This is a genomic window from Olivibacter sp. CPCC 100613, from assembly GCF_036959255.1.
Taxonomy (GTDB): Bacteria; Bacteroidota; Bacteroidia; order Sphingobacteriales; family Sphingobacteriaceae; genus Olivibacter.
This window is the reverse complement of sequence record NZ_JAWMTI010000006.1, coordinates 324,366-337,881: the sequence shown is the minus strand read 5'-3', so window position 1 is coordinate 337,881 and position 13,516 is coordinate 324,366. Positions and strand designations below refer to the sequence as shown.

13 protein-coding genes are annotated in these 13,516 nt (G+C 42.9%); 7 read left to right on the top strand and 6 right to left on the bottom strand.

Annotated elements, in window-relative coordinates:
• Positions 1-286 precede the first annotated feature (286 nt).
• The 4 genes from RYH73_RS19555 (at position 287) to RYH73_RS19540 (ending at position 3,931) form a co-directional block, all read left to right on the top strand.
• Entirely contained in the window at positions 287-1,021 is a 735-nt protein-coding gene (locus RYH73_RS19555) for a DUF3526 domain-containing protein (RefSeq protein WP_335315164.1), read from the top strand.
• Between the two features lie 188 nt (positions 1,022-1,209).
• Positions 1,210-2,151: a DUF4625 domain-containing protein gene (locus RYH73_RS19550; RefSeq protein WP_335315163.1), complete on the top strand. Its 942-nt coding sequence runs from the start codon at positions 1,210-1,212 to the stop codon at positions 2,149-2,151.
• 686 nt (positions 2,152-2,837) lie between these two features.
• Entirely contained in the window at positions 2,838-3,203 is a 366-nt protein-coding gene (locus RYH73_RS19545) for a hypothetical protein (protein ID WP_335315162.1), read from the top strand.
• A gap of 539 nt (positions 3,204-3,742) precedes the next feature.
• Positions 3,743-3,931 carry a hypothetical protein gene (locus tag RYH73_RS19540; protein WP_335315161.1) on the top strand — a complete coding sequence of 63 codons (189 nt, stop codon included), beginning with the start codon at positions 3,743-3,745 and terminating at the stop codon, positions 3,929-3,931.
• Positions 3,932-3,962: 31 nt separating this feature from the next.
• Here the strand turns inward: RYH73_RS19540 and RYH73_RS19535 are convergent, their stop codons facing one another.
• The gene (locus RYH73_RS19535) at positions 3,963-4,565 is read right to left on the bottom strand and encodes a Crp/Fnr family transcriptional regulator (protein ID WP_335315160.1); all 603 of its coding nucleotides are present in this window, start codon (positions 4,563-4,565) and stop codon (positions 3,963-3,965) included.
• Positions 4,566-4,742: 177 nt separating this feature from the next.
• Between RYH73_RS19535 and RYH73_RS19530 the strand changes: the two genes are divergently transcribed.
• Positions 4,743-5,726, top strand: coding sequence for a quinone oxidoreductase family protein (locus tag RYH73_RS19530; protein WP_335315159.1), 984 nt, complete (start codon positions 4,743-4,745; stop codon positions 5,724-5,726).
• Between the two features lie 180 nt (positions 5,727-5,906).
• On the opposite strand, the gene RYH73_RS19525 is transcribed toward RYH73_RS19530, so the two are convergent.
• From RYH73_RS19525 to RYH73_RS19505, 5 genes are all read right to left on the bottom strand, one after another.
• Positions 5,907-6,770, bottom strand: coding sequence for a pirin family protein (locus RYH73_RS19525; RefSeq protein ID WP_335315158.1), 864 nt, complete (start codon positions 6,768-6,770; stop codon positions 5,907-5,909).
• Positions 6,771-7,002: 232 nt separating this feature from the next.
• Positions 7,003-8,082 (bottom strand): MBL fold metallo-hydrolase, encoded by a 1,080-nt coding sequence (locus tag RYH73_RS19520; RefSeq protein WP_335315157.1) that lies wholly within the window; start codon positions 8,080-8,082, stop codon positions 7,003-7,005.
• A 43-nt stretch (positions 8,083-8,125) separates the two neighbouring features.
• The gene (locus RYH73_RS19515) at positions 8,126-8,695 is read right to left on the bottom strand and encodes a hypothetical protein (protein ID WP_335315156.1); all 570 of its coding nucleotides are present in this window, start codon (positions 8,693-8,695) and stop codon (positions 8,126-8,128) included.
• The gene (locus RYH73_RS19510; RefSeq protein ID WP_335315155.1) at positions 8,679-10,160 is read right to left on the bottom strand and encodes an aldehyde dehydrogenase family protein; all 1,482 of its coding nucleotides are present in this window, start codon (positions 10,158-10,160) and stop codon (positions 8,679-8,681) included. The genes RYH73_RS19515 and RYH73_RS19510 overlap by 17 nt, the downstream gene beginning before the upstream one ends.
• 5 nt (positions 10,161-10,165) lie before the next feature.
• A complete protein-coding gene (locus tag RYH73_RS19505) occupies positions 10,166-11,761 on the bottom strand; it encodes a GMC family oxidoreductase (RefSeq protein ID WP_335315154.1) in 1,596 nt (531 codons plus the stop codon).
• A 133-nt stretch (positions 11,762-11,894) separates the two neighbouring features.
• Between RYH73_RS19505 and RYH73_RS19500 the strand changes: the two genes are divergently transcribed.
• Positions 11,895-12,803 (top strand): helix-turn-helix domain-containing protein, encoded by a 909-nt coding sequence (locus tag RYH73_RS19500; protein ID WP_335315153.1) that lies wholly within the window; start codon positions 11,895-11,897, stop codon positions 12,801-12,803.
• A gap of 101 nt (positions 12,804-12,904) precedes the next feature.
• Entirely contained in the window at positions 12,905-13,480 is a 576-nt protein-coding gene (locus tag RYH73_RS19495; protein WP_335315152.1) for a TetR/AcrR family transcriptional regulator, read from the top strand.
• Positions 13,481-13,516: the final 36 nt, after the last annotated feature.

The window sequence follows — 13,516 nt, the reverse complement described above, 5'->3', positions numbered from 1 at the left end:
CCCCTTAACAACGCTCAAATCGACCGCCATGGTCTTAAACGAATCATCAAATTTTCTATGCATTTCTACAAATTTAAAATTACTATCTAAATCTGTCTCGCTTTAAAGGTAGCAACTCCAAGAGGGCGGAACCTGGCAATTGCTGGCTGCACAGAGTACAGGTCCCCTTAAAATATTGATATGGAATCTAGCCGTCAGGGCATTGGTGGTTATGGTCGCATTATCGGTACTGCTGCTGTTGGCGGTTCCTATGTTATCACTACCCTTTGATAAGTATCTGTTGACAATGTTTGCCATATCATGTCTGTACCTGTTTTTCTGGTTTACAGTCAGTTTTCTGGTAATTTCTTTCCAAAGGGATTCGAGTACAAATGCAGCGATCCTTATCAGCACGTGGCTGTTGCTAACTATCATTCTTCCGGCAGCAGTTAATAACTATATAATTAGCAGGTATCCCATACCTGAAGCGCTGGCAACCGTTGTTGACCAGCGGGAAGGGTACCATGAGAAGTGGGATATGGACAAAAAGCTCACCATGGATAAGTTTTATGCACATTATCCGCAGTTCCGTAAGTACGGCTTTCCGGAAAAACAATCGAGTTGGCTTTGGTACTACGCGATGCAGCAGCTAGGTGATGATGATGCAAAAGAGCACACAGCGCAAATGCGTAATAAGCTTTGGCAACGTGATCGGGCGAGTGGATTGATTGCCGTTTTTCTGCCCACTTTACATGCCCAGCATCAGCTGAATACAATAGCCAGATCAGGTTTGAGCAACCACCTGCGGTTTCAAGACAATACGGCATTATTCCACGAGAAGATGCGTCTGTATTTTTACCCGAGGATTTTTGAAGATGCGGCCGTCAATGATCAAGATTGGGACGCGTTCGGAGTTGAGCATTACGAAGAGGAAGTCCGGATCGATTGGATTACCATTTTGCTACCCTCTATTGCGGTTATCTTGATTTTCGTGTTTTGGGCAGGAATAAATTACCGCAAAAAATCTGTGGTTGCTCTGTAAGACTGATTCAATTAAATAAAGAGACACCAGATATGTCTTTATCGAGATATTTCGCTCGGTTTTTTATCTAAGCAATGAGGTGCTTCTCCATGGCGCTGTCCGCTATGATTACGCGCAGATCCGTATGCACAACAAACCTTAAGAGGGCTCAGTATAAAAATCAAATAGAAACCATTTAATAAAAAAACATGAAAAAATCAATCAAAATGATGAGCCTTTTTGTGGCCGTTTTAAGTTTAGGTATCACAAGCTGTTCAAAAGATGATAACGTAAAGGAGCCCGAGGCAGAGTCGAAGATCGAAAATGTGGAAATTGGTTCAGGTAACAATGGAAAAGGAGTGATCGGCAGGGACTTCCATCTGGATATGGATGTAACAGCTGCAACGCGTATCAACAGTGTGCAGGTTTCTATCGAACAACGTCCTGGTGAGACCTATACCAAAAGCTGGTCTTTCGATATCACCTGGGATGAATTTAAAGGAGCTAAAAATACCAATGTGCATAAACATTTCGATATTGATAAAGAAGCACCCGAAGGAGTTTATGACTTTATCATCCGAATAGTTGATGAAAATGGTACGGTGATAGAGGAAACCCATTCCATCGAGCTGATCAGTCTGGAAAATCTCCCTGTCAATCCGGAATTGTATTCACTTATGCTGGAAAAATTAGGCAAGGGCTATCTGTATATTTTAAATAGAGGGTTCATGATCCCGGGTGATAAGGGTTATGGGGAGGGCGATACGCTCAGGTCTACTGTGGATATCCGCAATGTGAAGGGTGACGGTGTGTTATATACCGTGCTCATCAAGAAGAGTGCAGGGCATCTGCCGGAAACTGCGGAAGACATCGATTTCTCTAAAGTAATTGTTACTGACATGAGGGAACATAAAAACATGGCTGAGCTTGATTATTTTACAAACTATCTAGCGCTTGAAGGTCAGGTAGACCATATGCCAAAGGAACTACTGATCGGTGGCACTACTGATAACAATTCACCTGATCCAAACATAATTCAGGGAGATAAGGTGTGGGAAAATGGTGCATATTATTTTGGGGTGATCTATACGAACACTACCTATAATATGAGTGCCCATTATTACATTGAACTAGATATTACAGGGTTTTAGATTGGCTGCATTCAACTGGGCATTGAGCCTGGTTGAATGTTTAAGTAATTATCAAGCAAAAAACTAACAATATCGGCAACTTTTAAATAATTATTACCAGACATAGAAAGGTTTCACATAGCGATGTTAAAACATAGCAATGTTTTCCACCTCTTCTATCCGACGATAATCGTTATCGATAAGTCTGGCAAGATCATGTATTAAGCACTTGGCGGAAAAATTAAGGAAGACGATATACGGATCGAGTTGCAGGAGAAGCTCGTTTCCATGATCCGGACCTATCTAAACGAAAGATAAGCAGTCGCTTCCATGCTGTTTAAGAAAATCTACAACAAAACATTAATAATGAAAATATCAAACACCTTTCTATTTATTGTTTAAGCGATCCTGACTTTGTGGGGCTAACAGTTTCCCCCGCATCTCCATTCCATTAAAATTTACCTGAAATTCCGTCCTTTCGGAAACAGCTCCAGTTGAGCATCAAATATATATAAAAGAAAAATCCGAAATGTTTTTTGCTAAAAAAATTAGATTTTTTATATTTGTGCTATACCTGAATCGTAATCTAAATGAGTCAAGATAAGTCACAAACGGATCAGTATGATAAGATTTTCCGTGAGAACACGGAAGCAGTATTGCCCGGTATGATCGGTGACTGTCGCAATTCATTGGGAAAATAGCCTAAAATGCTAAAAAAGAAACCTATTGCCAAAAGCATTGATGATCCCTTTTGGAAGTCTGTTCTCGAACAGACCTTTGCCCATTTCCTGACATTCTTTTTTCCCAATGCTAACGAGGTCTTTGCACTGGATAAGAAATTTGAATACCTCGATAAAGAGTTTGAAACGCTTTTTCCGCCGGAACCTAACAATAAGGGCGTAAGGTATGTAGATAAACTGGTAAAAGTTCAGTTAAAGGAAGGAGGGGAGAAGTTCATTCTCTGCCACATTGAAGTGCAGTCAAAAAGAGGTAAAGGTGATCTTGCCAATAGAATGTTCGAGTATTTCTATAAGATTTATGATAAATATAAAGTGCCGATAACAGCAAATTAGGGAGAAATACCACTATGGGAACCAGAGAATATTTATTGGAAAAGGCAAAAAATGAGGGCAAAAAAACAAAGCTATCGCTATTGCTCGTGAACTGAAAAAAGAGGGATTAGCTGTTGACTTTATTGCAAAACAACCAAACTGTCAATTGAAGAGATTGAGAAATTAAAATAGTGCACTAACTATGATAAAACGATTTGAGTTTTAACTCGCTCGTGGTGAATGCCGTTAATATCACTAAACTTCGTCCAAAAAGTCCCTGCTGATTTGGCTAAAAAGAAGAAGAATTAAGCATCGGGTATTTGTAGATATCTTGAAGCCGTTTCTTGTTTAGAGGCGGCTTTTTCTATTAAGCACTATAAATTAAGTTCGAAAGCTTCCTACTTCTTAATCAACTTTTGCTTTAAATCCGCTAGTTGATATTTGAGCTCATTGTTTTCTTCTAAAAGCAGATTGTGTTTTTCTAACAGCCCCGTGTATTTTTCCTGGATAATCTGAAGTTGTTTTTCTATTTTGCCTTATTGACTATTTTCATTTCCTGCATGGGGTTATTGGCAATTGCTGCTTATAGCACACTCCAGCGTCAAAAGGAAATCGGCGTACGCAAGGTGCCGGGGGGCAAGTGTAATGGGCATTGTCAAGCTAATATCGACCGACTTTATCAAGCTTGTTATGTTATCCTGTATCATCGTTACACCTATCGCATGGTGGACGATGGATCGTTCATTTAAAGTCATCTTACGAGGAAAGATTGAGCGTCGCTTATTTCTGCAATAGTTTTTTTCTAACCCGACTAAGTGTTTCGGCTGATATCCCCAGATAAGAGGCAACCATTGCCTGCGGGAATCGGCGTACTATTTCGGGATAAGTTTCTTCAAGACGTATATAGCGCTGTTCAGCTTCCAAGCTGATGGTATCCTGTAGACGCTTTTGGGTGGCGATAGCACGTTTTTGATCGATTTTGCGAGTCATACGGGTAATAGCGGGAACTTGATCGTAGAGTTGGTCAAGATTGTCTTTTGTTACCAACAGCACTTCAGTGTCTTCGGTCATCTCAATAGTATAGATTGACGGTGTTCCCTGCCTAAAGCTCTCTTCATCTCCAAGCCACCAGGATTCTATAGCAAAACGAATCGTGTGCTCCTGCCCATTTTTATTAATTGTATACATCCTACCTGCGCCTTTCACTACAAATGCCATGTACTTGCAAATATCACCTTCCTGCAAAAGATATTGTCGTTTTCTCAGGTTTTTTTGTTTAAATGCCTGTTTTACAAGCGCTCGATCATTATCATCGAGTAATAGAGACGATCTCGATTCAATATACGAAAAAAGCACTTCAAACGATGGTTCGTGTAAACTCATATACGCAGATGATTATTTAAGAGCAATCAAAAATAAGGAATTAACAGGCGGGATGCTAATCGTGAACCATGATATTCTTGACATATGTCAAGGATAATTTACTGCATATGTCATTTTCATGCCACTTATAAAGTCTCAACTTTGAATAAACTAACGCTGAGCAATCAGCCTTACAATATGAAGAAAATATATAAAAGCGGTGTAGTCCGCATCGAATCACAGGGCCCTCCCGCGGTTTTACAATATTCCATCCAAGAGGTACAAGAACCTGGAGCGCACGAGATCTTGATCAGTCAGAAAGCAATTGCTATCAATTTCGTTGACATCATGTATAGAAACGGGACTTTCCCGATCATGTCTTTTCCGGCAACGATCGGCGGGGAAGCCGCAGGAATAGTAGAACATGTCGGTAGCGGCGTCACGTCTGTTAAAGAAGGCGATCGGGTTGCTTATTACAATTCATTAGGTTCGTATGCCGAAAAGCGGCTGGTGAATATGGAAGACCTGGTCAAGTTACCCGACGATATCTCCTATGATCAAGCCGCATCGATCTTGGCCAAGGGACTTACTGCTCGTATGCTGATCAGGCAGATCTATGCCGTAAAATCGGGAGACATCATTCTCGTGCATGCCGCCGCAGGAGGCGTTGGTTCATTGTTGAGTAAATGGGCAAAAGCGCTTGGGGCCACCGTAATCGGTACAGTAGGAACCGAGGTAAAGAGAGCAATCGCGTCCGATAACGGGGTCGATCATGTGATTGTGATGGAAACACAGGATTGGGGGGCTAAAGTAAAGGAGCTGATTGGAAATCAGCGGATTGATGCGGTATTTGATGGTGTTGGCAAAGCGACCTTTGAAATCTCAGTTAAGTTATTAAAGAATGGTGGTACCGCGGTTCTTTTTGGTATGGCTTCCGGTAATCCGCATTTGGATATGAACTATTTATCGAAAAGACAAATTCGGCTGGTGCGGCCCGCCCTGCAACAGTATCTGCCGGATATGCATAGTAGGGAATTGGCCACGCGTGAACTATTTGATGCTTGGCGCGATGGATCATTAGGTACGATAACGCCAACTGTTTATGCACTGAAAGATGCTGCCGTTGCTCATCGTGATTTAGAAGAGGGTAAGACAACCGGATCTATCATTCTTCATCCTTGATGGAAAGGGATAATTACCGATTGTTTGATCGGTAAATAAATGGCATATCCGGATGATCCTCTTTAAAGGGTGATCAACCGGACGACCATTTACAAATGGATTTGACGGAAAGGGCGTTGGCTATGTAGGGTAAAAGAAAATAAGACCGTAAGCATAAAGCCAAGACGTTTTACCAATGGCTCAGCCATGGTAAACGACCTGACTTTCTGAAAGGTTTTTTAAATGAGGTATTCTACCCGCTTTAAAATCCTGAAAGAGCGGCTTAATTTCTTCTTCCCTGTCGACAACAAATGGGCCATAGCTGATAATGGGTACTCTTTGCGGTTCTCCGGCATACAGCACAAAGCTTCCACCCTCGGCGCCACCGATAAAATCAATCTTACTAGGCCCTTCTTCTGTAGATCTGTCCAGCCAGGCAACCTGCTGTTTCTCTATAGGTGTCGCTTCTCCACCCGCTACCATACTTCCCTCAAGCATGTAAATAAACCCATTGAAGTTTGTTGGAAGCTGTTGCGTAACCTTATCATTTTTATCCAATTTGAACAGAACGATCGTGATAGGGGTTTCAGAGCTAATGGGAGATGTTAAACCAAATGCGCTTCCGCTGTAAACGTAGATTTCAGACCGACCTGTTTTTTTGGACGGTACATTTTTGAAGGGAAGTTTTTGCCATTTGGGGGCTGTCCACCTTTTGGTTTTCGGCAGCACCAGCCACAATTGTAAAATCCTTAATTTTACTTTGGTTTTGATTTCTTCCGTATGTACGATGCCGCTTCCGGTCGTCAGCCATTCCAAGCTACCTGTTTGAAAATCGCTCTCCGGGCTTCCTTCCAACACGAGTGTGGCAATTTCAAATCCGGCGTGAGGATGTGGCCCCCCAACAACACCATTCCCGGGTAAGTCGAGCTGATCATCCATCATTACGATAAAGGGATCCGTTTGCTGAAAGTCACTGCCGCCAACGACCTGGATAGCCGAATGGCCCTCGCCTAAAAAGCCCTGGGTTGCTTTTGGCTCTACTATTTTTACAATTTTGCGATTCATCTTTTGATCTGTTTATGTTTTAATAACCCCCCCTTTTAATGGTCTTTCCACTTCAGATTTGGGAGCAGAGTTTCTCCCATTATCACAAGACAGGACANTATTTTTACAATTTTGCGATTCATCTTTTGATCTGTTTATGTTTTAATAACCCCCCCTTTTAATGGTCTTTCCACTTCAGATTTGGGAGCAGAGTTTCTCCCATTATCACAAGACAGGACACGTGTCTGAGAAATTAAACAAAATAGTTAGTTCCTCCTGTACCCCTTTTCTGATAGCCCCAATGACTCCTTTCCGTTCTTGTGGATTCCACAATGGTGTATGCGTGATATTTGGTATTAGTGGTTACACCTGCAAGGCGCTCCTCCCACTTTTGGCCATTCGAGGTAATCTTTGACAGCATTTTGTCCGTAACATAATTGACCATCGAGTTGATCCAGTTTTCCGTGCCCACGGAATATTGGTCAGCGGGAGAAGTTGAGAAGAAAACAGCTGCTCCAACGGGCGTGCAAAACTCTTTCAGTGCCTCTTGCGCAAAACCGAGCATATCTTGAAAGTATTCCAGTGATGTACGCACATCTTCGCGGGTTCCCCAGCGTGTGATATGTCCCCCCACTAAAAAATCAAAATCAAATTCCAAAATTTGCTCATGCGCCTCAATCCAACCACTGATGTTCTCCGAGGCATCACAATGCATAAAGGTACAAGAACCTGGACTTACAATATCGATCTTGGTAAGCGCCTTTTGTTTCGGTGCATAAATAAAGATATTACCGGGGCAATGGTTAGCACCTTTATAGCTCAGCTCGAGTTTTTCACCGCCAAGTTCCACCACATAACTGTCGCTAAATGTCGTAGTTGGAATAGGTCGCAAGGGATCAGGAAAACGCGTAAGCAATTCTTTGGTGATTTCATGGGCTATGATTTCCACATTAGGGCCATACATGGCCGCCGCACCAATATGATCGGAGTGCCAATGGCTGTAAATCACCTTTACGATAGGTTTGTCCGTTGCCGCTTCTATAGCGGCCAGCATATTTTCACCGAGAATGGGCGGTGCGTCTATTGCAATGACGCCTTCATCCGTTACAAGAAAAGCAGCATCATAACCACCACTGGTTACCCAATAAAAGCCGTCCTTTAGCTCTTCACAGTGATAGCCATTTTTGATAAATTCAGGACTGCTCAGGTATGCTGGCTGGAACTGTTGAGGTGAGGGTGCATGCTGATGCCAATCTGCCTTTTCAAAACCATGCTTCGTGTGAAAAAAATCTCCATGTTTACCTTGTTTTTCTTCGATTTGTGAATGCTTCATAATAATTGAATATATAATATAAGTGTTTAAAAAATTACCGTGTTTATCCTTTGGATTTGAATAACCATTTACTGAAGATCCTGGTAATAAAAGGCATCACCACATAAGTCATGAGCGTAACCATCATGATAATCCCTACCAAGGTATTTATCATTTGAGGCATTCCAATTGGCCTCAATAATTGTCTAATAAAGGGCATAAGCGTATGTAAAAGTGTAAATATGATACAGACGGTGATAATCAGCATCTTCCATTTAGTGGGTTGCACTACTCCCTTTTGTTGTTTATTTTCAAACCAGAATTCCAGACCGGTGAGTTTAACCTCCGGTGTCACCTCTTTAAATAAGTTTTTACTTAAAGCGATCTGCCGCGCTTTTTGCTCCGAATCATTCCAGGAGGTCAGATTGGCATAGGTGTCAAATCGTAGGATAATGGCAAATACAATGGCTCCGCCAGCCGTCACCTTTTCAAAAATGTCCGCGGATTGATATCCGTGGAAGCCTGCAGCAGCCAGACTGATTGTCTGAATCGCTTCAAGTGCCTCCTCTCTGTAAGAAGCTTTGGGCGTTAGCTCTATGATCGTGATTACCGGTAAATCAGATGCCTGCATCATGGTAGATGTGTTTGAATTGAATAAATTCATGCATCGCCGCCAGGCCGTTTAAACGTCCCAGACCACTCATTTTAAAGCCGCCTTCCTCTATCTCATCGTTGATCTTTGCCCAATCGTTTATCCACACCGTGCCCGCATCCAGTTTTCGGCTTACCTTTAAAGGCAGATCCACATGGCTGCTCCAGACCGACGCCGCCAAACCATATGAATTATCGTTCGCTAAGCTAATTGCCTCTTCGGCCGTATCAAAAATCTGTACAGTGGCTACCGGACCAAAGGTTTCTTCCTGTACAATAGCCATTTTGTTGTCGGTAACACGTAATAAAACAGGGCGATAAAAGGAGCCTGCTGCCAAGCTTCCGTCTAACACTTTACCGCCACGAAGCAGCACTGCGGCACCTTCATTAATCGCCTGTTCCACACGGTCATCCACACGCTTTAAACTGCCTTCATCAATCAATGGCCCCATATCACTTTCAGGATCAGCAGCCGGACCTACTTTAACACGCAGAAGTCTTTCGGTGAAATCTGTGATAAACCGTTCTGCAATGTTTTTCTGAACCAAAATTCTGCTGCCGGTCATGCAGAACTGTCCTGCAAAAATGGTAATGGCCTTTTCCAAGATGGGCAATGCCTTATCCAGATTGGCATCATCGAAAACAATCATCGGTGTTTTGCCCCCCAGTTCAAAGCCAAAACGTTTGAGGTGCGCTGCACCGTTTGCCATCATAATCTTTGCGGTTGCCGTACTGCCTGTATAGCTAACGGTAGGAACATCCGGAGAACTGATAATCAATGCTGCTCCTGCATGTCCACTTTCTGTAAACTGGTTAATGACCCCTTTAGGCAAGCTCTTTACCGATGCAAAAACTTCACATATCAGCGCATTGACCTGGGCTGTTTGCCCGGGCATTTTAATAATCGCTGTGCAGCCCGCGGCCAATGCCGGTGCCAGCGACCGGATCATGAGAATCACCGGTGAATTCCAGGGTGCTATAATTCCGGCCACACCTATCGGTTCTTCCAGAACCATACTGAAAGCACCCGGACGAGATTCCAGTGCCCGTCCGCTATGGGTCAGAACCACTGCAGCATAGTACCGTAATTTTGATGGAACACCCGAAATCTCCATGGCAGCTTCCTTCGCTATTTTTCCATTTTCAAGAGAGAGCATCCCGATTAAACGTTCGGCATAAACCTCAAAGGCATGGGCAAGCTCGTTCAATACGTGGGATCGCAGGTGGCGGTTTTCTTTCCATTCGCTGTTTTCGAAGGCAGATTTTGCGGCTCGGATACCTTGCGCGGCAATCGATTGGTTGGCATCGGCATAGCGACCGATTATTTCTCCGGTCGCCGGATTAACGCTGTTTCTATAAATTTTACTATCCAGCCATTCTCCGTTAATCCAGTTCAGTTTTACCTGTTTCTCCTTGGTAGATACCATTTCTTTTGTTGAATTTTCCATCACGGTTAATACTTGTTTTTTGACACTACCTTTGCATTTGCTCCTGTTTCTTTCATCTCATCGGCAATTTTCTCAGCCATCATGATCACCGTTACGTTGGGGCCCGTAGATATAAAACCTGGTAAAATGGACGCATCCACCACCCGTAGGCCATCGATACCATGAACTTTTCCGGAAAAATCCACCACAGCGCCAGCACTCCCTAAAGGCCCCATAGGTGCTGAACCCATGGGGTGATTATACGTTTGGAGCGTCGCTTTTATCGACGCCAAAAGAAGGTCATCATTATATGCTTCAGGGCCGGGACTCAATTCGCCGACTGAAAGATTTTTCAGTGGTTCTGTTTGACCGATCTTTTGCGCAAGCCTGATTCCTTCAAGGAGCCTTTTACGGTCTTCTTCTTCCGCCAGGAAATTCAGGTCTATGATCGGTGCATCTTCCGGGTTGTTGCCGGCAATCTTTATAGTTCCCCTTGATTTGGGATTGGTCAAGGCCACGCCGAATACATAACCTGCTTTCGTGGGGCTCGTATCGGGATTAAATAAATGGCCTGCCGTGATGTGGATATCGAGCTCGTCCTTTGATGCATAAGAGCTTCTCGTCCATAGATTGACACCCGTAACCGGAGAGAGACGGCCAATCGTCTTCGGATCTGCTGCGTAGGTATTGAAGTAAAAGGGGTGATCTAAGATTTGCCTGCCCACAGGGAGATCGGCGACAACTGATATGTCTAAGTCTTTCAGAACCGAAGCGGGACCAATGCCCGAACGCATCAGTATTCCTGCTGAGCCGTAGGTGCCACCGGATACGATGATCTCGTCGCCATGAAATACGCGTCCATCCGCAAGTTGTACAGCAACAGCCTTGTTATTTTCGAACAATACCCTGTCCACCAGCACATCACCTTCAATGCTTAGGTTACTCCGTTTTCTCACGGAAATATCGAGGTAGGTCATCCCTGTGTTCATCCGGATACCATTGATAATATTTACCGGGTAGGGGCCTATGCCGTATTGTTTTTCGCCGTTAAAATCGGTAACTTCCGGATAGTTGTTTGCTTTGGCCGCCTCGATAAAAGCCTGCTGCATCGGGGACAGATCCGACTTGCGTAGTTGATTGATTGGGAAGTAACCTGAATGCCCATGCCATTGGCTATCCTCCAGATTGGATTTTTCCAGTTTCTTAAAATAGGGTAACACCTCCTCCCACGACCAATGCTCTATACCCATATCCGCCCAGCGGTTAAAATCGTTGGGAATACCCCTGACCGCTACGGCCCCGTTTACCGCGGAGCTGCCTCCCAGGATTTTACCGCGCGGTACGCCAATTTTATCGCTGCCCTTCTGACTATTGGCTGTGTAAGCCCAGTCGTATCGGGCATCACCACCAGCTCCGAGTATCTGGCTATTGGCTACCAATTCAGGATAGGAAAACTCGTCATAGATGGAGCCTGCCTCTAGCAGTAAAATGTTAAATGAATTTTTTTCGCTCAGTCTGTTAGCTAAGACGGTACCTGCCGATCCGGCACCTAAAATAATATGGCTATAGATCTGCTGACTATTCCTTTTTTTTGGCGATGTAAATGGTTTGTTTTTAGTCATTTAGTTTAATTTTTTCTAAGAGAATTTTGACTTTACAAATCTTTACATTTATCAAAACAGATGACATGTACAAACGGCGCTTTTATATATCCTTTTTGCCTTTTATATATACAAAATGTCTTAATTTTACATAATGAAAGATACCCATGTCCCAACGCGAATAGTCTCGATCGGCGAAATCAATTCGGCTTCGGGACAGGAATCTTTGGGAGATCAATTTCATGTTACGCGTACGAATGAGATTATCGGGCAACCGAGCTATGAAAGGCCGGTGAAAGGCGATCACTTTACTTTCTTGCTTGTTCTGGCCGGGACTACTTCTTTGAAATACAACTTACTGGATTACAAACTTGAACCGAATGACCTGTTCGTTATCGCCCCTGGGATTATTCACGAATATCACACCGGTATCGATGGCCTCATAATTGGTACAGGATTTACAAAGACATTTTATGCAGAGTCTTTGATCCATAAAAAGGATATCAATGTATTTGAATATCTATCTTCCAATACCGATCCGCACTTTCGGTTAAGCACTAAAGAAGCTGGCGTTTTACACGACTTGATGTTGATGCTTAAGACCAACCATGCCAATCAGGAACATGCCTTCCAATTTGATCTTATGTTCCATAGCTTCAATCTTTTTATGTTAGAGCTGGCGGCCATCATTAAACGCCATCGGCCGAACAACGGTGCAACGTCAACACGTAGAATGGATTTACTAAACAGCTTTTTGAAGTTGTTGGCAGTATATTATAAGGTAGAAAGAAGTGTACAGTTTTATGCAGAGAAAATCTTTATATCCCCAAAGCACTTAACAAAAGTTGTTAAAGAAGAGACCGGCAAGTCTGTTGGTCAGCTGGTAAACGAAATGGTAATCGCAGAGGCAAAAATATTGCTGGATACTTCATCGTTGACCGTTGGAAATGTGGCAACCGAGTTAAACTTCAGTAACCAGTTTTTTTTCAGTAAATTTTTCAAAAAACATACCGGATTAACACCCTCACAATTTCGAACAAATACATCAAAAACAGTGAGATAGGAACAACCACAACTGCCTATGGGGTGCAAAATAATCTTGGTCAAGATATCTTTTTATGTGATTATTTTGAAACGATAGGTTTAATACATACTTTTGTCGGTATGCCAAGAAATAAAGAGTTTGATTACAGTGAAAAGTTGATTACAGCTAGAGACCTTTTTTGGAAAAAAGGTTACAACGCCACAACCATGAATGATCTGGTAGATGCTATGGAGATTAACCGTAGCAGCCTATATCTCGCCTATGGTAATAAACATAATTTGTTCTTGGAAGCGCTGACAAACTATATGCAGCAGAAAGACAGGCAGTACGGTCAAGCTGCAAAAAAAAGTGACGAACCTTTGGAAGCGGTAAAGAATATTATTTATTCTGTGTGCGAATCTGCCTTACGGGATAACAACTGTCTTTTTACCAATTCAATTTTTGAACTGGCGCTCAGCGATCAAGAAGTGTGCAGACTTCTAAAGGCGCAGACATTAAAAGCGGTGGCACTTTTTGAAAAATTATTGAAGCAGGCAAAGGAGAACGGAACGCTACAATCTAACAAAGATCCGCTGGCGCTGGCACACTTCTTAGTATCGGGGCTCGTGTCGATATACAACACACATATATTATTTGCGGATAAAAAACTGACCAGACAAACGGCTGAGATGTTGATAGGGTCAATATCGCAATAATTTTTTTTGCCTTATATTGAAACGTAAGGTTTAAAA

Bases quoted from the DNA above. Each gene is read 5' to 3' on its own strand.
- RYH73_RS19555 (WP_335315164.1), top strand. From the start codon at position 287: ATGTTTGCCATATCATGTCTGTACCTGTTTTTCTGGTTTACAGTCAGT.
- RYH73_RS19550 (WP_335315163.1), top strand. From the start codon at position 1,210: ATGAAAAAATCAATCAAAATGATGAGCCTTTTTGTGGCCGTTTTAAGT.
- RYH73_RS19545 (WP_335315162.1), top strand. From the start codon at position 2,838: ATGCTAAAAAAGAAACCTATTGCCAAAAGCATTGATGATCCCTTTTGG.
- RYH73_RS19540 (WP_335315161.1), top strand. From the start codon at position 3,743: ATGGGGTTATTGGCAATTGCTGCTTATAGCACACTCCAGCGTCAAAAG.
- RYH73_RS19535 (WP_335315160.1), bottom strand. From the start codon at position 4,565: ATGAGTTTACACGAACCATCGTTTGAAGTGCTTTTTTCGTATATTGAA.
- RYH73_RS19530 (WP_335315159.1), top strand. From the start codon at position 4,743: ATGAAGAAAATATATAAAAGCGGTGTAGTCCGCATCGAATCACAGGGC.
- RYH73_RS19525 (WP_335315158.1), bottom strand. From the start codon at position 6,770: ATGAATCGCAAAATTGTAAAAATAGTAGAGCCAAAAGCAACCCAGGGC.
- RYH73_RS19520 (WP_335315157.1), bottom strand. From the start codon at position 8,082: ATGAAGCATTCACAAATCGAAGAAAAACAAGGTAAACATGGAGATTTT.
- RYH73_RS19515 (WP_335315156.1), bottom strand. From the start codon at position 8,695: ATGATGCAGGCATCTGATTTACCGGTAATCACGATCATAGAGCTAACG.
- RYH73_RS19510 (WP_335315155.1), bottom strand. From the start codon at position 10,160: ATGGAAAATTCAACAAAAGAAATGGTATCTACCAAGGAGAAACAGGTA.
- RYH73_RS19505 (WP_335315154.1), bottom strand. From the start codon at position 11,761: ATGACTAAAAACAAACCATTTACATCGCCAAAAAAAAGGAATAGTCAG.
- RYH73_RS19500 (WP_335315153.1), top strand. From the start codon at position 11,895: ATGAAAGATACCCATGTCCCAACGCGAATAGTCTCGATCGGCGAAATC.
- RYH73_RS19495 (WP_335315152.1), top strand. From the start codon at position 12,905: ATGCCAAGAAATAAAGAGTTTGATTACAGTGAAAAGTTGATTACAGCT.